The 20,096-nt window shown below is 35.0% G+C and carries 15 protein-coding genes and 1 pseudogene; 9 read left to right on the top strand and 7 right to left on the bottom strand.

Annotated elements, in window-relative coordinates; genetic code table 11:
• The 3 genes from gcvPA (at position 1) to MOC86_RS06820 (ending at position 3,364) form a co-directional block, all read left to right on the top strand.
• The gene (gene gcvPA, locus MOC86_RS06830) at positions 1 to 1,359 is read left to right on the top strand and encodes an aminomethyl-transferring glycine dehydrogenase subunit GcvPA (protein ID WP_268583419.1); all 1,359 of its coding nucleotides are present in this window, start codon (positions 1 to 3) and stop codon (positions 1,357 to 1,359) included.
• Positions 1,346 to 2,830, top strand: coding sequence for an aminomethyl-transferring glycine dehydrogenase subunit GcvPB (gcvPB, locus tag MOC86_RS06825; RefSeq protein WP_268583417.1), 1,485 nt, complete (start codon positions 1,346 to 1,348; stop codon positions 2,828 to 2,830). Before gcvPA ends, gcvPB begins: the two co-directional genes overlap by 14 nt.
• 228 nt (positions 2,831 to 3,058) lie before the next feature.
• Positions 3,059 to 3,364, top strand: coding sequence for an iron-sulfur cluster biosynthesis family protein (locus MOC86_RS06820; RefSeq protein WP_268583416.1), 306 nt, complete (start codon positions 3,059 to 3,061; stop codon positions 3,362 to 3,364).
• Positions 3,365 to 3,918: 554 nt separating this feature from the next.
• Here the strand turns inward: MOC86_RS06820 and MOC86_RS06815 are convergent.
• The 4 genes from MOC86_RS06815 to MOC86_RS06800 all read right to left on the bottom strand — a co-directional run bounded on the left by MOC86_RS06815 (position 3,919) and on the right by MOC86_RS06800 (position 10,794).
• Positions 3,919 to 5,481, bottom strand: a complete 1,563-nt coding sequence (locus MOC86_RS06815; RefSeq protein WP_268583414.1) for a BCCT family transporter — start codon at positions 5,479 to 5,481, stop codon at positions 3,919 to 3,921.
• Positions 5,482 to 5,938: 457 nt separating this feature from the next.
• Positions 5,939 to 7,099 carry an aromatic ring-hydroxylating oxygenase subunit alpha gene (locus MOC86_RS06810; RefSeq protein ID WP_268583413.1) on the bottom strand — a complete coding sequence of 387 codons (1,161 nt, stop codon included), beginning with the start codon at positions 7,097 to 7,099 and terminating at the stop codon, positions 5,939 to 5,941.
• 84 nt (positions 7,100 to 7,183) lie between these two features.
• Entirely contained in the window at positions 7,184 to 8,335 is a 1,152-nt protein-coding gene (gene solA, locus MOC86_RS06805) for an N-methyl-L-tryptophan oxidase (RefSeq protein WP_268583412.1), read from the bottom strand.
• 32 nt (positions 8,336 to 8,367) lie between these two features.
• Positions 8,368 to 10,794 (bottom strand): GcvT family protein, encoded by a 2,427-nt coding sequence (locus tag MOC86_RS06800; RefSeq protein ID WP_268583411.1) that lies wholly within the window; start codon positions 10,792 to 10,794, stop codon positions 8,368 to 8,370.
• Between the two features lie 615 nt (positions 10,795 to 11,409).
• On the opposite strand from MOC86_RS06800, the gene MOC86_RS06795 reads away from it, so the two are divergent.
• The 3 genes from MOC86_RS06795 to MOC86_RS06785 are packed head-to-tail and all read left to right on the top strand — an operon-like array spanning position 11,410 to position 13,669.
• Complete coding sequence (locus tag MOC86_RS06795; protein ID WP_268583410.1) at positions 11,410 to 12,294, top strand: carbon-nitrogen hydrolase family protein; 885 nt, start codon at positions 11,410 to 11,412, stop codon at positions 12,292 to 12,294.
• Between the two features lie 12 nt (positions 12,295 to 12,306).
• On the top strand, positions 12,307 to 13,011 hold the full coding sequence (locus tag MOC86_RS06790; protein WP_268583409.1) for a GNAT family N-acetyltransferase: 705 nt from the start codon (positions 12,307 to 12,309) through the stop codon (positions 13,009 to 13,011).
• Complete coding sequence (locus MOC86_RS06785; protein WP_268583408.1) at positions 12,998 to 13,669, top strand: GNAT family N-acetyltransferase; 672 nt, start codon at positions 12,998 to 13,000, stop codon at positions 13,667 to 13,669. The genes MOC86_RS06790 and MOC86_RS06785 overlap by 14 nt, the downstream gene beginning before the upstream one ends.
• 533 nt (positions 13,670 to 14,202) lie before the next feature.
• On the opposite strand, the pseudogene MOC86_RS06780 reads toward MOC86_RS06785, so the two are convergent.
• The 3 genes and pseudogenes from MOC86_RS06780 to zwf all read right to left on the bottom strand — a co-directional run.
• A pseudogene (locus tag MOC86_RS06780) lies at positions 14,203 to 14,479 on the bottom strand (glucose-6-phosphate isomerase); the annotation flags it as partial.
• Positions 14,480 to 14,520: 41 nt separating this feature from the next.
• Positions 14,521 to 15,432, bottom strand: coding sequence for a phosphogluconate dehydrogenase (NAD(+)-dependent, decarboxylating) (gnd, locus tag MOC86_RS06775; RefSeq protein ID WP_151587964.1), 912 nt, complete (start codon positions 15,430 to 15,432; stop codon positions 14,521 to 14,523).
• 124 nt (positions 15,433 to 15,556) lie between these two features.
• Positions 15,557 to 17,071, bottom strand: coding sequence for a glucose-6-phosphate dehydrogenase (zwf, locus tag MOC86_RS06770; protein ID WP_268583406.1), 1,515 nt, complete (start codon positions 17,069 to 17,071; stop codon positions 15,557 to 15,559).
• Positions 17,072 to 17,250: 179 nt separating this feature from the next.
• Between zwf and MOC86_RS06765 the strand changes: the two genes are divergently transcribed.
• The 3 genes from MOC86_RS06765 (at position 17,251) to hxlB (ending at position 19,217) form a co-directional block, all read left to right on the top strand.
• Positions 17,251 to 17,613, top strand: a complete 363-nt coding sequence (locus tag MOC86_RS06765) for a winged helix-turn-helix transcriptional regulator (protein ID WP_151587962.1) — start codon at positions 17,251 to 17,253, stop codon at positions 17,611 to 17,613.
• Between the two features lie 388 nt (positions 17,614 to 18,001).
• Positions 18,002 to 18,643 (top strand): 3-hexulose-6-phosphate synthase, encoded by a 642-nt coding sequence (hxlA, locus tag MOC86_RS06760; RefSeq protein WP_151587961.1) that lies wholly within the window; start codon positions 18,002 to 18,004, stop codon positions 18,641 to 18,643.
• Positions 18,644 to 18,659: 16 nt separating this feature from the next.
• Positions 18,660 to 19,217 carry a 6-phospho-3-hexuloisomerase gene (gene hxlB, locus MOC86_RS06755; protein WP_268583450.1) on the top strand — a complete coding sequence of 186 codons (558 nt, stop codon included), beginning with the start codon at positions 18,660 to 18,662 and terminating at the stop codon, positions 19,215 to 19,217.
• Positions 19,218 to 20,096: the final 879 nt, after the last annotated feature.

The following is a 20,096-nucleotide window of genomic DNA, read 5'->3' as shown; positions in this document are numbered from 1 at the left end:
ATGACAGCAAGTTATCGTTATCTTCCTGATACAAACCAAGATCAAAAAGAAATGTTTTCACTTTTAAATATTTCTTCTGTAGATGAGCTATTTGAGGATCTTCCCACTGAAATTCGACTAGAAAAGAAGTTAAATATACAACCAGCTACTTCTGAATCTCTTTTGATGAAAAAAATGCAAAATCTTGCTTTACAAAATAGGAATGCTAACCAATACCCAAATTTTCTGGGGGCAGGCACCTACGATCATTACATTCCAAGTGTAGTGAATCATATAACTTCTCGTTCAGAATTTTATACTGCTTATACACCGTATCAACCAGAAATCAGCCAAGGGGAGTTACAAGCAATTTTTGAATTTCAGACGATGGTTTGTGAGCTAACAGGAATGGAGGTCGCTAACTCATCCATGTACGATGGGTTTACATCTCTTGCAGAAGCAGCGTCGCTTGCTGTTACATCAACAAAACGTTCACAAATACTTGTATCTAAGGCCGTTCATCCTGAATCTCGTGCAATCTTAAATACAGTAGCATATGGTCAAGAGTATATGGTAAAAGAAGTTGATCTTACTGTTGATTGCACGAACTTAGGGAAACTTAATGAATATGCAAATGAAGATACGGCAGCTATTATTGTGCAATATCCAAATTTCTTTGGTTCTATTGAAGATTTAGTAGAAATAAAGAAAGTTGCAGAAACAAACGGAGCAGCCTTAATTGTCAGCGCTAATCCTTTAGCATTAGCACTACTTCAAACACCGGGAAAGTTAGGTGCAGATATCGTAGTCGGTGATATGCAACCTTTAGGAATTCCAATGTCCTTTGGTGGACCACATTGTGGGTATTTTGCAGTAAATAAAAAACTAATGAGAAAGGTACCGGGACGTATTGTTGGACAAACAACAGATGAACAAGGTAAGCGCGGATTTGTATTAACACTCCAAGCACGTGAACAGCATATTCGCCGTGATAAGGCATCATCAAATATTTGTTCTAACCAAGCTTTAAATGCTCTCGCTTCTTCCATTTGTATGACTGCTCTAGGAAAACAAGGAATTCGCCATATGGCGCAGCTAAATTTTGAGAAGGCTGGTTACATGGTAAAGCGTCTTAAAGAAAAGGGAGTGATCATTATCAATCAAGCTCCTTTCTTTAATGAATTTATAGTAGAACTTCCGATTCCAACTAAAGAAGTCAACGCTAAACTTTTAGAAACAGGGATTGTTGGAGGATTTGATCTAGGACATGATTATGGCCTTGAACATCAAATGCTTATTGCCGTGACAGAACAAAGAACAAAAGAAGAGATTGATCAATTTGTAGAAGTGCTGGAGGGGATTTTAAATGGTCGAATATAATGAATTAATCTTTGAGATTAGTCGCCCAGGACGTGTTGGATCGAGCTTACCAGAAAGCGATGTAGATGCAATTGATTTAAAAGAAAAGATTCCTCAACATTTAATTCGTGATGTATCAGCTGAGCTTCCAGAGGTATCAGAGTTACAGCTTATTCGCCATTATACTGCCCTTTCAAATAAAAACCATGGAATTGATAACGGTTTTTATCCACTTGGTTCTTGTACAATGAAGTACAATCCGAAAATTAATGAAGATGTTGCACGTTTACAAGGTTTCACCCATATTCATCCTTATCAGCCAGTTGAAAGTGTTCAGGGGGCATTAAAGCTTTTATACGAATTACAAGAAGATTTAGCTGAAATCACAGGTATGGATGCAGTGACCCTACAACCATCAGCAGGCGCTCAAGGAGAATGGACTGGGTTAATGATGGTCAAAGCGTATCTTGAACACAATGGGGAAAAGAGAACAAAAGTATTGGTACCTGACTCAGCTCACGGTACTAATCCAGCAAGTGCTACAGTTGCTGGATTTAAAACGGTTACGATTCCTTCAAATGAACATGGTCTTGTTGATTTAAATGAATTAAGAAAGCATATGGATAGTGATGTCGCAGCACTTATGCTAACTAATCCTAATACACTTGGACTATTTGAAAAAGAAATTATTGAAATTGCCAAAATTGTGCATGATTCAGGTGGTTTACTGTATTATGATGGAGCAAATGCGAATGCAATTTTAGGAAAAACCACACCTGGACAAATGGGATTTGACATTGTTCATTTAAATCTTCATAAAACATTTACAACCCCCCATGGAGGCGGAGGTCCAGGAGCTGGTCCAGTCGGTGTAAAATCCAAACTTTTACCGTATTTACCCGTTCCACGAATCGAAAAACAAAAAGATAACTATGGAATAGATTACAATCACCCCTTATCAATTGGTCGTGTTAAAGGGTACTATGGAAACTTCGGTATTCTTGTTCGTGCATACACCTACATTCGCACTATGGGTCCCGAAGGCTTACGCCAAGTATCTGAAAGTGCAGTACTTCACGCTAACTATCTTCGAAAAAAGTTGGAGCCTTACTTTGATGCACCATATTCGCAAATTTGTAAGCATGAGTTTGTTTTATCTGGATCTAGGCAGAAAAAACAGGGTGTAAGGACTCTTGATATGGCCAAACGTCTACTTGATTTTGGGTATCATCCACCTACTATCTATTTTCCATTAAATGTAGAGGAATGTTTAATGATTGAACCTACAGAAACCGAATCAAAAGAAACACTCGATGCTTTTGCAGATGTGATGATTCAAATTGCGAGAGAAGTAGAAGAAAATCCAGATATCGTTTTAAACGCTCCTCATACAACGATAATTGGTCGACTAGATGAAGTGCAAGCAGCAAGACAACCAATATTACGATACACAAAAGAGGTAGAGTTAGAAAAAGAAACCATAAAATTATAGAATATCTCATTACTAAATATTCGATACCAGAAATAGAGATGAGAGAAAATCTCCTTTCATTTCTGGTAGTTTAAATAAATTAGAATCAATACTAGATATAACTATCTTAAATATGATGGCTTTAATTTTATATCACACTTATAGAAGCAAAAGTGATGAAACATTCAATTGATTATATATGTAAATTAGAGTAAATCCAATTTAAATATAAAAAAAGGAGAAAAATCAATGCTTCTCACACTAACAGAGGTAGCTTCCAAGCAATTAAAAACAATGAAGTTACAAAAAGAGCAAACTCCTCGTATTGATGCTGATATAACTGGAGGATGCGGGATGTCCATCAAGTTCACGCTTATAATTGATGGACCACGCCGAAACGATATGCTTTTAAAGTATGGTGGCTTTCAAATTCGTGTAGATCAGTTTACTAAAAAGTATTTAAACGAAGAAATCCAGATTGATTATAACGATAAAGAAGGTTTTCTTGTTGGAAAAAGTTTTGCCTCAAGTGCATGTGCTTTTGAGTTTGATTAATCAAGAACATAGAACTTAACTTTGACCAATTATGACTCTAAAGAATTAGGAGAAGATTATGACAGGGACAAATCTTGTATCCCATATTAATAATAATATATTGGCTATTCTTTGGATATTGCTTTTTTTTAAAAGTAAAAGGGAGAATAGTTTAAGAGCTGGACATATTATATTGCTCATTTTTGCCTTTATTATATTATCCAATTCAATATATAAAACTTTTATAATGTTGACTGGTTTCCTTTAATTAAATCTTATTTAATCTTTTAATTTTAAAAGAGAACAATTAGAAAAAAATAATCTATTCCCTTTAAGTTACTAGTCTATGAAGATAATATAAATAGTTGATTGATAAATTCTTTTTGGTTTGGCAGATGTCACCCTTTGGTGAGTCTGCCTCTTTTTTATTATGGACATAACTTTTATGCCATAGAGTATGTAAATCTCTACATTGTAGTCAAGATTCTTATCTATAATTATAAGATAAGGATTAAAAACATACGAAAGAGCCAAGTCCTTCTAAAAAAAGCGCTTGGCTGCCAAGAACAGCTTGTCTATAGTGATACTTTTTTTTCTTTTCTACTATCAATCTTTAAATTATCTTCATGAACTTGATTACTTCTAATTTCGTCAGCTTCAATCTTTAATTCCTTTAATAATGACCAGCATACAAATATTAAAATAATGGCCAAGGGGAATGCAGCTATAAGAGAAGCAGTTTGAAGTATATTCAATCCGCCAATTAAAAGTAGAACAGCTGCAGTTATTGATTGAATGAGACCCCAAGTAATTTTAATTTTAGTAGAGGGATTTAGCTTTCCTCTTTCGCTAAGCATGCCTAATACAAAAGTTGATGTATCAGCAACTGTTATATAATAAATGATAACGACTGTAAATCCTATGAAGCTTAACATAGAACTTGCAGGCAAATAATCAAAGAAATTAAAAATAGATAAATCTATATTAGAAGTGATTTGTTTTGCTAATTCACGATGACCTAGATTTTGAATAATATGGAGAGCTGATCCACCAAAAATAGAAAACCATGCATAGGTACCAATTGCAGGGACAAGTAGAACCCCGATTACAAATTCACGAATAGTTCTCCCTTTAGAAATTCTCGCGATAAACATACCTACGAAAGGGCACCAGGCAATCCACCAAGCCCAATAAAACAAAGTCCAATTTCCAATCCATTTACTGTCACTGAAAGATGCCAGTTGCAAACTCATATTAATATAATCATTCAAATAACTTCCTACTGAATCAGAAAAAATTTTAAAAATTGGGAAAGTAGGACCGAGTAGCAAAACTAATAACATAATTAAAAAAGATAGGAGAATGGCGGCATTCGATAAATACTGAATTCCTTTTTCTAACCCAGTACTTATAGAAATGATAAATAGAACTGTTCCTATTCCAATGACGGAGAGTTGTAGGGGGACAGTATTTGGAATATTAAATAGGACTTGAAAACCTGCTGAAATTTGCAAAGCCCCTAGACCCAAGGATGTTGCGATTCCAAATACAGTGGCAACGACTGAAAAAATATCAATGGCTTTTCCTATTGGACCATGGATTTTATCCTTAAGTATGGGATAAAAGACAGAGCTAATTGTGGCTGGTAAACCTTTTTTAATTTGAAAATAAGCAAGAGCTAGACCAATAACGGTGTAAATAGCCCAAGGCTGTAATCCCCAATGGAAAAAGGAGTATTTCATCGCTGTGTTAGCTGAATCGGCTGTATACCCCTCCCCATAAGGAGGATTCACGTAATGGGTAACTGGTTCAGCTACTCCCCAATAGATAATGCCTACCCCCATCCCAGCACCAAATAACATGGCAAGCCAAGAACCTGTTTTAAATTCAGGTTTCTCATTCTCTTTCCCTATCCTAATTTTTCCATATTTTGAAAATAACAAATAGACTGAAAAGACTACTAGGAAAAAGGTTATATCCATGTAAATCCAACCTAAATCATTGATAATTAAATTATAAATGACTGTTGTAATTTTTGTGAAATTTTTTGTGAAAACTCCTCCCCAAATGATAAAGGTAACAGTCAAAAAAATCGATATATAAAATACACTATGTCTATTTAAGATTTTATTCAGCATGGATACTAATTTCTCCTTTCCTGTTTTTAGATCAATTTTATCCCCAATATCATACCTGCTCTTACTTGGTTAAAAAGTAGGAATGGATGGTACCTAAATTAGTATTACTACATAGAAAAGAGCTGATTTCGGAAACTAGAAAAAGAGATAGTATAACCATCCAAACTTTCTATAACTCCAAAATAATAAAAATTTTCAGAATTATCAATTGAAACAATTATTTCTCTCTGATATAATAGTTAATGATTGTTAATGAGTAATATATTTTATGTTTTATAGTATATTTTTTCTTAAATATATTAAGTTTAATGCTCTCTCACTAATTAAATACTTTTCATGTATTGTTAATATCAATAATAGTCTTTACTAATTTGGCTTTCATATCTAAAATTTTCCCTTCCCTATATTAAAATAAAGGAAGAGAAAATTCTGATATGTAGAGACTGCCAAGCAAAATTTATTTGTTACTCATTTCCATTTTCATACCAATTGCTTCTAGTACGTAGTCATAAAAATGAGAAACATGCTGTTCAATTGGTACTAAGATACCACCATCTTTATATGCTTTTGATCCCATATTTTCTTGACACCATTCACAAGCCTCAAAATCTTGGAGGTTTACACGATGAAATAATTCTACAGCGTCCCTTGGATCAAAGTCTGGCTTAGCTATCTCTTCTGAATCAAATAACCATTCACAAATAACTTTTGATTTCTCGGCGCTAATTGGAATAATGCGATGAATAATGACATGATCCGGCGTTAAATTAATAAATACAAGCGGAAGAATAGTTATCCCAAAATATGTGCGATCATCCTCTGGAAGTAGCCCTTTCAACATCGGACGACTTTCTTTACCGTTGATTGAAAAAGCATTTACGTTATCATTAAATTTAGCTCCGCCACCAACTGAGTTTTGTGTCCCAACTCCTGAACGAAATTCTGGCAGAGCAGCTGTAAGTTCAGGGTGAATAGAAGAACAATGGTAGCATTCTTGGAAATTCTCTACAATAAGCTTCCAGTTTGCTTCTACCTCATAATCTTTACGATGCGCTACCTGTAAATTATGGATTTGATATCTAGAAAAGGTATCAAGCTCACCAAAACGCTCAAGAATTTGTGCATCTAAGCTTTTTTCAATTAATTCAGTATTTTCAGATAAATTCACCCAAATCATTCCATTCCAAACTTCGAGATGGACTGATTCTAAACCATAGTTTTCATTATTAACTAGTTCTTCTCGACAATGACTTGTATTAGGGACTCCAATTAAGGAACCATCAAGACTATAAGTCCATGAATGATAGGGACAACGAATAGCGCCTGTTTTTCCAGATGAATCACTACAAAGCTTTGCTCCTCGATGACGACATGCATTTAAAAAAGCTCGTAGCACAGAATCCTTTCCTCTAACAATCAAGACATTTTCATTTTCCACTTTTGTTGCGATATATTGACCTGGCTTTTCTACCTCATATGCAAATCCAACCAAAATCCATGATTTAGAAATAATATTTTCTTTTTCTAGTTTAAAAATTGTTGGAGAGGTATATAATTCACCCTTCAATGTAGACTTAATTCTACCTTTATCGTTTATAATATTGTGATCCATTACCATCTATTATTCCCCCATTATCCTCTTAAAAAAGTTTAAATAGAATATTTTCAAAAATAGATAAGCTAACTTATATATTTAAAAGACTTATTGATAGATAAAACGCTTTGGGCTAAATAAATCAATTGGATGGTCCGTTTCTCCTTTTATCACTAAATCTGATAAAATCTCTCCTACTACACTTGCAAATTTAAACCCGTGCCCTGAGAACCCGGCTGCAACAGCTACTTGCGGATGATTTGGGTGAAGCGAAACAACAAAATGTTCATCTGGTGTATTTGTATACATGCAGGTTTTCCCTTGTAAAAATCGACCATTTAACTGTGGAATACCTTGAGCAAGATATTCTCGCATCATTTCTACTTCTTCTTCGTATATGTTTCGATCAATGCTTTCTGGAGTACATAATTTCCCTTTACGGAAAAAAGCGATTTTTGCTCCTTCAGCACGTAACCCATGAGAAGGAAAACCATATAATTGCACATTATCGTCTGCTTCCCATATATAAATAGGATGTTTTCCTACACGGAAAGAATCAATACCCTGTGTTGGTTCAAAGAACATCTGTATATGGCGTTCTACTTGCAAGTTTACTCCTAATTCTTTTAATAACTGCGGTGCCCAAGCTCCTGCAGAAATAATGATTTTCCCAGCTTCATACGTTCCATTAGTTGTCACCACACGTACCCCTTCACCAGAAGGGTGTGCCTCCCATGATTGAACCTCTTCAAAGAAACGAAGTTCAGCCCCATACTTTTCTGCTTGAAGGAGATGACTATATACACTTAATTCAGGTCTAACAAATCCAGCTTTTTCTTCGTATAATGCTATTGTTTGAAGTGATGGACTAAACATTGGGAAACGTTTGAGGATGTCGTTTGCTTCCAAAACCTCATAAGGTAGGTTCCATTTTTTTGCACTATCGATACTACCAGATACCGTTAAGCTTTCTGGCGGGCCTAACATTAAGCCCCCTGTAATCGTGAGAATCTCATTTTCACTTTCTCGCTCAATTTCATCCCATAACTCATATGCACGAAGCAGTAATGGTACATATGCAGGATCTTCAAAATAAGATTGTCGAATAATACGTGAACCGCCGTGACTAGACCCTTGGTCGTGAGCTGGACCAAATTGTTCAATACCAAGTACCCGTTGGCCTTTCTTTGCTAATTGATACGCAGCTGTGCTCCCCATTGCTCCTAAACCAATGATAATAACATCATAGTGTGTTGACATAGTCATTCCCCCTAAAATTTCACACTTAATAGTTAAATAACAACAGTTGAATCTTTCATAACTTGTGCTGTATATGTTTTTCCGAAATATTCAACATCTAAGGTAGCCTCTTCGTTTACATTTTCAGGCCATAGTAACGCATATACAATTCCTTTCCCTAAGCTGTACGAATATCCGGCACTTGTCACAAAACCAACTACTTTTTCTTTAGAAAATACCGGTTCATATCCCATTACAACCATGGTTGGATCATCCAGTATTAATGTCACCAATATTAATTTAGGGCCTTTTTCTTTACGGTCTATCAGTGCCTTTCTTCCGATGAAAGTGGATTTATTAAGATCAATCATATGATCAAGTCCAATTTCATATGGATCATGTTCACTCCAGAAATCTTTACTACTTCTTAACGTAAATGACTCAATTCGAAGAGCTTCAAGGGCACGATCACCTGCAGCGATAAGCTTATAAGGACGCCCTGTTTCAAATAGTAAATCCCATAATTGCAACCCTTGGTCATTAGTCGTTGATAATTCCCAACTATCCATTCCAGCATAGGAATTGTATACAGCTAGAACTGGAATATTACCGATTAATAATTCTTTAGCGCTTTGACTTGTCCATTTATTTTCTACAAAAACGTCAGAATCAAGAGATTGTAGCATTTCCTTCGCTTTAGGTCCCATAACACATAAACTACACGTTTCTGCTGTTACATCTTGAATAACAACCTGACTAGATGTTGATAATTGTTTTTGTATCCAACTAGCTTCTACCGGTCCTGCACAAAGAACATGAAAAGCAGAAGTCGCTTTACGAATGACCTTTATCTCATCTTTTATTCCAGCTAATTCATGTAACATTAATGTATTTATTACATGCCCAATTGGAATATCAATATTACTTGTCGTTAATTGTTGTAAAAACTCGACTACTCCATCTCCTTTAATTTCTAGGCGTTTTTTTGTTGCCGTTACATCATAAAGTCCAATATGTTGGCGTGTATGCAATTGTTCAGCTTCAATAATTGGCGACCAATATTGGGCGGCCCAACCTTTCCGTTTTAAGATTGTTTTTTCATATACGCTTACTAACGATTCATTAGCTTCATACCATTGCGGCTGCTCCCATCCATTTTTTTCGTTGAAATAAGCTCCCAGTGTTTTTTGACGCATATAATATGGACTTACACGCATATTGCGTGATGTCTCTGGTGGCATGGACGGATGATGAATATCGTATACTTTTTCGTAATTCTCAATGGATCGCGGTTTATAATAATCTGGACTTTGCGCATACGTATCAAAACGATTAATATCGCATAATTCTAAATCAACAGTTGGGGCACCATTAACAATCCATTCAGCCATTTGCCTAGCTACACCTGCAGAATGAGTAACCCATATTGCTTCTGCTACCCAGAAACCACGAACTTTTTGAGACTCTCCAAGCAACGGCATTCCATCAGGTGTGAATGAAAAAATACCATTTATACCCTTTTTTATTCCTGCTTGTTTTAATGATGGAATAAATTCAGTAGCATCTTGCCACGGTTTTTCAAAATCTTCTGGGGTGAACGCCTTTACAGATGGCATTTCTTTTGCTTCCCCATATTTCGTAATTTCATTAAGTTCAACAGGAAGCGGTCGATGTTGATATGAGCCAATACCTAAACCATTGAATACTTGACGAAAATATATAGAACTATCTTGTTGACGAATAAGTGGCATAGTTACTTCTTCTTCTTCATCAGCTAATTCTTCTAATTCATTTGTAAACACGTATTGATGGGCCATTGGCTGAAGGGGTATAGTTACACCTACCATCTCTCCAATATGTGGTCCCCAGAATCCTGCACAGCAAATAATCAAATCAGCTTCAAATTTTCCAGCACTTGTTTCTACTGCTTTTACTTGACCATCCACTACTTCTATATTTGTGACTTCTGTATTTCCATAAAATTTAGTATCACAAGACTTAGAGAAACTAGTCATTTGGTCAACAGCATTAAGTGGTTTAGCAATTCCATCTGATGGAACATAAAGTCCTCCATAAATGTTATCTCTGTTGATTAACGGACTCTTTTCACAACATTCCTCTGGTGAGAGAACAAATGCATCTATTCCCCACGAACTAGCTACTCCAGCTTTTCTTTTTAAATCTTCTAAACGATCTGATGTATGTGCAATTTCAAGACTTCCAACCGAATAGAAAGAGCGTTGTGCATCTGTACTTAATGATTTAAAGGTCTCAACCGTTTGAGAAGCTAAGGTTGTAAGTACTTTAGAAAAACTAACTTGAAATACAAGACCTGGGGCATGAGATGTTGATCCTCCTGTTTCAAACAGTGGGCCCTGTTCAATGACCGTAACGTCTCGTTGTCCCATTTTGTTTAAATAATAAGCCGTACTACATCCAACTACACCAGCTCCGATAATGACAATTTTCTTTTGTTTCATAACTCCAAGTACCACTCCTTCTTGTCAACTAAATGTTAAATCTTGTCGGTGGATTTATTATATTTCTAATATTCGGACTTTTTGCAACATTTTGTAATAAAAGTTGACATAGAATTTTTTATTACATAATTATCCACAATGTTCGAAAAACAAGATCCTTATTTTCTTATTCGCATAAAATCAAAGGGCGATTAAACGAAATCACGAACTTTAAGAAGAAAAGCTATCTAAAAAAGATGAATATTATATTTGGCATTTACTTAAAATTAATCCTACCTTTAGTAGATTAATTTTAAGTAAATGCATTTTAAAAAATATTTAAAGAAGTAAACTATAATAAACTGCTACCCTTATACAGAATAGTCCTTATTTTTCGACAGTATACTTTTATTCACTATATGTTTTGAAAGTGCGTACTTTTTTTTCTATAAATTCTAACTCATAATGACTTTATATTAACCAAACTAACTTTATTTAAAGAATGAGAAGCCATTAAACTTTGCAAACATTCCAAAAGTAAAAGAGATTTCAAAATAAAACATACAAGTATTAGAAAATATTCACTTCAGTTGGTCTTAATGAAGGACTTAAAGCAGTAAAAGAAGGGAGAATCCTATGAAACTAAGAGTCTCAGCGGTTCAATATCATCTTCATACCATACAATCTTTTGAAGAATTTGCTTATCAAGTGGGCCATTATGTAAAAACAGCAGAGGAATTTGGGGCAGAATTTATTATGTTTCCTGAATTCTTCACTACGCAACTTATGTCTATTGGCGACGATCAAGGAAAGGCATTAACAATTCACGAATTGCCTAATTTTACTGAGCAATATCGCTCATTATTTATAAATCTAGCTATTAAATCAAACACACACATTATTGCAGGTACTCATGTTCTTCGAAAAAATAACAAGCTATATAATGTAGCTCACTTATTCTATCCAGATGGAAGAGTAGCGGAACAGGCAAAGCTTCATATGACGCCAACAGAGTTACAGGAATGGAATATGACACCTGGTAAAGATCTACACGTATTTGAGACGAACAAAGGCACGATTGCAATGTTAACGTGTTATGATATTGAATTCCCTGAGATTGTTCGCATAGCGAAGGCGAAGGGTGCAGATGTTATTTTCTGTCCTTCTTGCACAGACGACCGACACGGATTTCATCGAGTTCGATATACAAGCCATGCAAGAGCTATTGAAAATCAAGTATACGTAGTAAGCTCTGGTACAGTTGGTTCTTTACCTACTGTTGATTTCATGCGAGCCAATTTTGGTCAAGCTGCAGTTATAACACCAAACGATATACCATTTCCTCCCAAAGGTCTTTTGGTAGAAGGAGAAATTAATCAAGATATGATTGTCACAACTGATTTAAATTTAGAACTGTTATATCAGGTTCGTGAAAGTGGATCTGTTACTACATGGAGAGATCGCAGAACAGACCTTTATCCAGATTGGAAAGCTAAAGAAGAGGTTCCTACACGTCTATAAGGAGGCATGACTGTGTACCATAAGGAGTTTTTTGTCTTTGATCAGGGCCGACCCATTCCGGCGTTAATTAGAAATTATGAACAAAAAGACTTTCTGGATTTAATTCGTATCCAGCAAGTATGTTTCCCTCCGCCATTCCCCTCTGAATTATGGTGGAATACACAGCAACTATATAACCATATTTCTCTCTTTCCTGAAGGAGCTTTATGCGTAGAAGTAAATAATGAAATTGCTGGATCAATGACTGGATTGCTTATTGATTTCCATTTATCTAGTCCTGATCATACTTGGGAGGAAGTTACTAGTAACGGATACATTACAAATCATAATCCTAATGGAAATACATTGTATGTTGTAGATATTAGTATAAGCCCTTCTTTTCGAAAACTAGGATTAGGAAAATGGCTCATGTCTTCTATGTATGATGTGGTTATTCACAAAGGACTGGAGCGTTTACTGGGTGGCGGAAGAATGCCTGGATACCATAAATATGCGCATAGAATGACACCAGGAGTATATATAGAATTACTTTTAAATGGTGAGTTAAAGGATCCAGTTATTACATTTCTTCTCCATTGCGGTCGAACTCCAATTAAAGTAATAGCAAACTATTTAGAGGATAAAGAATCTTGTAATCACGCTATACTAATGGAATGGAACAATCCATTTATTCACAATAACTCAAGTAGGGAGAAGAAGAAAAATGGAATATCGTAGAATAACAGGCATAGAAGACCCTTTATTTAAACAAATGCATCAATTAATGCAGCAAGTGTTTCCCACAGAAGAGGTATTAGAATTTAATCTTTGGAAAGAACCATTAGAAGATATAGGGATTCGTGTTTTTGTTGCTGTTAAAGATAACAAGGTAGTAGGGGTGACAGAATATCGATATTATGAAGACTTTAATGTGGCAATGACAGACTTTACGATTATTGGTAAAGATGGGCTTGGTGTTGGTGCATTTTTAGCACAAAAGAGATTAGTCGACTTAAATATATTAGCCTCTGCTAACGGAAAGAAACTGCATGGTATGTTTGCTGAAATCTATGACCCTTGTAAAGTAGAACAATATGAATTTGGTAGTATTAAATCAATGAATCCATATGTTCGTCGAGAAGTTTTATCTCATCTAGGTTATAAACGGCTTAATTTTTCTTATGTTCATCCATCTTGGAAAAATGACGGAGAAGCTGTATCTGGTCTTGACTTGTGTTTTCTTCCTATTGACCATAAGGAGGATGAGTTGAATAGCAATCTTATTGTACAATTTTTGAGACGTTACTATTCTGTCCTACCAAATAAACCAAGGTATTGGGAGGAAATGATTAAGGGTTTAGAAGAGAAAAAATCCATAGAATTATTATCTATGTAATTTATATAAGGGGAGATATAAAAATATAGAATACATCTGTGGACTGTTTATATTACCCTGTCTTTAACATCTTAAGGCATAAAAAATAAAAGACAGGAATGAAACTAACTTTTATATCCATACTAAAGCTCGTATTCAAATAAGAGACTCGTCAAAAGAAAAGCTTCTATTGTAGAAGTATTCCTTTCCTTTTTGACGAGTTCCTTCTATATAAAATACATTTTCCTTTTTCATACTAATCAATTCCTTTTTAGATCCAAAATCGATACGTTCAACATTTAGAGATTACTCGCAATCACTTGAATTTTTCGCTCAAGAAATCAATTTTTAGCTACGTTGTTTATGAACTGTATTAAAGCTTTATTATTTTTAAAATATATTAGATTTAAGGAAGATATACTTATTTTTTTAAGGAAAATGAGTAATTAACCTTTGTAAACGCTAGTTATGATATTTTGAATCTAGAGTATATCAATTTACACGTAAGATAAATTATTCCCCATTTCCTGTAAACTCTCTACATAACGCTGGGCCTCAATTGCTGCTCTTGCACCTAAATAAGAACCCCCCAATACCAATTACAATAAGAGCATCTGACTGACCTTGAATTCTCTCGGCAGCCTGTTTTATTCGAAAAAACTCATCTTTATCATAATTAATCGGGAGGTCCAACCAACCAAGAAAGTCAGATCCAGGACCTTTTCTTTCATGAAGACTGTTATGAGCTACTTTTATAAATTCACTTAAATAATCCACTTCACTTTGTTTGAAAAATGATGATGCATTGGAGTAATCAAAAGAGATAGCCATCCTATTTTTCTCCCTCCCTCCCATTCACACATTCTTTACTTTTATACACTTGTAACTTTCTCATTTTTTTCGAAAGCATGACCACCAAATTCGTTGCGCAGTGCTGCTACTACCTTTCCTGTGAAGGTATCATCCTCTAATGAGCGATAGCGCATCAATAAAGACATCGCTATAACTGGAGTGGCTGCTTGGAGATCTAAAGCTGTATCAACAGTCCACTTTCCTTCTCCAGAAGAATGCATAATTCCCTTAACCCCTTGTAAGTTTGAATCCTTTGAAAATGCATTTTCAGTCAAATCCATAAGCCAGGATCGAATAACCGAACCATTATTCCATACTCTCGCTACACTTTCATAGTCAAAATTAAATTCACTCTTTTCTAATATTTCAAATCCTTCTCCAATTGCAGCCATCATTCCATATTCAATTCCATTGTGAATCATTTTCAAAAAATGGCCACTTCCTGCTTTCCCTGCATACAAATATCCTTTTTCTACAGCTGTATCTTGAAAAATGGGTTCAACAATTTTCCAAGTTTCAGAATCTCCTCCAACCATATAACAAGCTCCTTTACGAGCACCTTCCGTTCCACCGGAAGTCCCAACATCCATAAAACTTACTCCTACTTTTTTCAAATAATTGTATCGACGAATAGAATCCTTGTAGTGGGAGTTCCCTGCCTCAATTATAATATCACCACTATTTAAAGATGGTATTAATTCGTTAATTACTGAATCAACAACTGGATGCGGAACCATAATCCAAAGAATCCTGGGCTGATCTAATGATTTTACAAGGTCTACTAAATTATATACACCTGTACAACCGTATTTTTTAATTTCGTTGACAGCATTGGTACTTAAATCAAATCCAACTACTTCATGATTATGATCAGTAAGATTTCGGGCTAAATTCAAGCCCATTTTCCCTAATCCAATTAATCCGATTTGCATCTTGAATACCCCCTAAAAATAGCTTTATAAGATATTGGTTGGATAATTTATGACAAACATAGGATTATCAAAAGTCCATTGAATGGTTAACAAACAATTATAGATTTTACTCCTCAGTTTTTATCTACCACCATATGAAACCATCTTCTTTCAACAACTGGTCAGAAGCATCTGGTCCCATAGAACCTGCACTATATGAATGAAGAGGAAGGTCATTATTCTTAAAAGCTTCTAAAATTGGTTGCACCCAACGCCAAGATAACTCCACTTCCTTCCAGCTAGCAAAAAAAGTAGCATCACCTCTTAAAGCATCGAATAGTAACAGTTCATAAGCTTCAGGTACATCTTTTTGATCAGATGAAAATTGTGTAAGAATAGGTTCAATTTTATTGTAATTTAAAGCGTTTTTGCTATTTAGTTGTAATGAAATACCTTCGTTTGGGCCGATCTCAATCACCAGAATATTAGGGTTTATTTCCCTATTTTCAACAGCATATAAATCATTAAAAGAATTTTTGAACTCTATTACAATACGCGTGCTTTTTTCCTTCATTCTTTTTCCTGTACGAATATAGAATGGTACACCGTTCCAAAAATAATCATCAATCCATAAACGAGCTGCAACAAAAGTATCATTAACCGTGCAGGGTGTAATTCCAGGCTCTTCTTTGTATCCAACAACTGATTCTCCATGAATTTCTCCTGATTCATATTGTCCTCGTACTACATGTAAATCTATTGTTTTTTTTCCTAATGGACGAAGATTCTCCATAACTTTTATCTTCTGCTCTCGAATATGCTTTGCATTTCTTGATTTCGGAAGATGCATAGCTGTCATCATAAGCAGTTGTAACATATGGTTTTGAACCATGTCTCTAAGTGCGCCTGATTGATCATAATAACTCGCTCGTTCTTCAACTCCAACAGTTTCACTAGCAGTGATCTGAATATTCGAAATACAGTGGTTATTCCGTAACACTTGCAGAATAGGATTAGCAAATATTATGGCCTCTAAGTTTTGGACCATCGTTTTTCCAAGGTAATGATCAATACGGTAAATTTCCTCTTCTTTAAAGGTTTGTAATAGTTTTTGATTTAACTCTTGGGCTGATAGTAAGTCATGCCCAAAAGGTTTTTCAATTATAAGACGCTTCCAGCCTGTAGTAGAACCTAATCCACTTTGGTTTATATTCGATGTAATCACATCAACAAATTCAGGAGAAACAGATAAGTAGAATAGACGATTTTCAGGAATACTCAATTCTCTTTCTCTTTGTTGAATCATATCAAGTAACTTTTCATATGTTTCCCCATTTGTTACATCCAAGGCGACGTAGCGGAATGCACGAAGAAATTTTTCTATTGATGCAGTGTTACTTTCCAGACGGCGAGAAAATGTCTTTAATGATTCTTCTATATGTGCTTGAAATGTATTATCAGACCAGCTCCTTCTCCCTAAACCAATAATTGAAAAGGAATGAGGGAATTTTCCATCTAAAAATAAATTATATAAAGCAGGAAAAATTTTTCTTTTAGCTAGATCACCTGTTGCTCCAAACAAGACGAAGGTCATGGAATCTAATTTCAGCTTATTTAGTTCATTGTGATTTCTTTCTTCTAAACGAATGCTACTTGGCATGATTAAGCTTCTCCCCCTTTACTTTTAATCACTTGTTCTAGTATCTTTAAATTATCGCCTTTATGGATTTGAGTATAATGAGTATAACAGGTACAATTTTTGGTTAAAAGTACACACTTTATTTTCATATAGTGTGTAAAAGTATACTGATAGTTGTATAAAATTAGGAGGGAAAAGAAATGGGCCACCTTTGTAACAAAACATTTAACTGTGAAAAGGAATTAACGCTCTCTATTATTGGGGGGAAATGGAAAATGCTTATTTTATGGCATTTAGGAAAAGAGGGAACTAAACGCTTTGGTGAGCTAAAGTCTCTTATGCCAGGTATCACTCAGAGAATGTTAGTTAGCCAATTGAGAGAATTAGAAGAGGATCTTATTGTAAATCGGAAAGTATATCCTGTTGTTCCGCCAAAAGTAGAGTATTCATTAACTGAACAGGGAAGAAGCTTGATGCCAATCCTTGAGTCTATGTATGAATGGGGGAAGACTTATATGGAGACTGTACAAATCAATACGGAAACGACTATTTCTAAAAATTAGAAGGTTATTTACGTCTACTTTATAGACAAATAGTAACTTTTATTGTTCGAAAATTCATAAAATTAAAAATGAGTTAGTTATATAAGCACATGCAGTAATTCTAAGACGTTACTGTATGTGCTTTTACATTTTCAAACATTAAAATTGAACCTAGCGGAACTAATAGATTTATAGAACGAGATATTGTAATTTGTAATATCTTGATCCTTTCCTTCCGTTAAAATTACGTATTTTCAGCATTATTTCGTTCGACAATATCAAGTATACATTTTCTCACTATGTGTTTTGGCACTTACTATATGGGTTAAAAGTGCGTACTTTTTTTTAAAGAAATTAGATTTTATAATAAGCGTATCTTCAAAAAATCTAATTAGGGAGTGAAGTATTCATGGAACTTCAATTAGCATTAGATCTTGTGAACATTCCAGAAGCAAAGGAAGTAGTAAGAGAGGTTCAGGAACACATAGATATCGTAGAAATCGGTACTCCGGTTGTTATTAACGAAGGACTTAAAGCAGTAAAAGAAATAAAAGAAGAATTCCCATCTTTAAAAGTTTTAGCTGATTTAAAAATCATGGATGCCGGAGCATATGAGGTAATGAAAGCTTCTGAAGCTGGAGCTAGCATTATTACAATTCTTGGGGCTACTGATGATTCTACTATAAAGGGTGCAGTGGAAGAAGCTAAAAAACAAGGAACACAAATCCTTGTAGATATGATTAATGTAAAGAATCTTGAACAGCGTGCTAAAGAAGTAGATGCACTTGGAGTTGACTATATCTGTGTACATACAGGATATGATCTTCAAGCAGAAGGGGAAACACCTTTTGAACAACTTCAAACAATTAAACGCGTTGTTAAAAACGCGAAAACAGCAGTAGCAGGAGGTATTAAATTAAATACACTCCCAGAAGTAGTCGAATCAAAACCTGACCTGGTAATTGTAGGTGGCGGTATTACAGGTGTAGATGATAAAAATAGTGTTGCAGGTGAAATGAAAAAATTAGTTAAGAAAGCAACACTTGTATAAAGAAATGATTAAAACGATGCAAACTACTGAATACTTAGCTGAAATTATAAAAGAATTAAATCAGACTACTAGCCTAATAGTAGATCATGAAGCTGAAAAATTAGTAGATAGTATTATTAATTCAAAGAAAATCTTTCTAGCTGGTGCTGGAAGATCAGGATTTATGGCCAAATCTTTTACAATGCGAATGATGCACATGGGTTTAGACGCTTATGTAGTAGGTGAAACTGTAACACCTAATCTCAAAGAAGAAGACCTTTTAATTATTGCATCTGGTTCAGGTGACACAAAGAGTTTGGTCTCTATGGTTCAAAAATCTAAAGATATAGGTGCAACAGTAGCTAGTGTCACAATTTTTCCTGAATCGACCATTGGAAAGGCATCTGATATTATAGTGAAATTACCTGGTTCCCCTAAAGATAAGGAACAAAGTCAATATAAAACTATTCAGCCTATGGCATCGTTATTTGAGCAAACCCTCTTATTGTTTTTCGATGCTATTATATTGAGATATATGGAAAAGAAAGAATTGAGCTCAGGTAAAATGTTTACTAGACATGCTAATCTTGAGTAAAAGAATATACGGTAATGATTTTGAATTTTTTCTAGATAGACTTGTCCTGTGGGATAAATCTTACCATTGGATGAACACCACTTTTGATAAAACGATAATTCTGTTCACATACCGACAGGTTTGAAAGTTAGACTAATGCTCGAATAAAACTAAGAAGCCTTTGCTTACTAAAGCAAAGGCTTCTTTTTGACTAGTTTCTTCTATGACACACTATAGAAACTCTAAGTCATGAATATCCAGTTTTACTAAAGGGAATTAAAGAATCTGATTCTTCGGTTCCTAAAAAAATAAAAAGCGTAAAATCCTTGTTAATCAATGGATTTATACTTTTTCACTTCCTCTAACATGTTTTATGGTGCGACAAGAAGTCGCTTCTATATAGTGTGGCTTACGCCACTAGTTTAGACGCAAAAACTGTCCCCGTCCAAAACTGCGGGACCGGTAATGGTCACGTAGGTTGCATGCGGAAATGCGGAAACAGAGAGTCAGCGCACGACTCGGAACACTGCTAGGGGAAGATGAGTATGGTGAACGAAAGTGAAGGTTTATAAGCTTCGTAAATGTTAGCTCAAGATAGTGCACAGATTGGCTTGAGTATTGGTAAGAGGAAAAGTAAATTCATAAAGTTGCTGCGATGCGTCCCATATCTTGCCCGGAGTAAAGAACCCACCTAACCTCATTGTATCTATAAGATGCGGAACTTGGTAAGCCCTATGTCATCTGCGTAAGCAGTAGGATGACTGCAAAGTCAAACGATGTGACAGAGGGTATGGGATATGGAAAAAAGCGAAAGCCGTTAGCCTGAAAAGGCACAGGAAAGCAGAACATTGTATAACTGAACGGATACTGTCGAGTATATCAACCTACTTATGACAGACT

The sequence above is a fragment of the Priestia endophytica genome, assembly GCF_026790145.1.
GTDB lineage: Bacteria > Bacillota > Bacilli > Bacillales > Bacillaceae_H > Bacillus_I > Bacillus_I endophytica_A.
The sequence above is the reverse complement of the archived record's forward strand: the minus strand, read 5'-3'. Positions and strand labels throughout refer to the sequence as shown.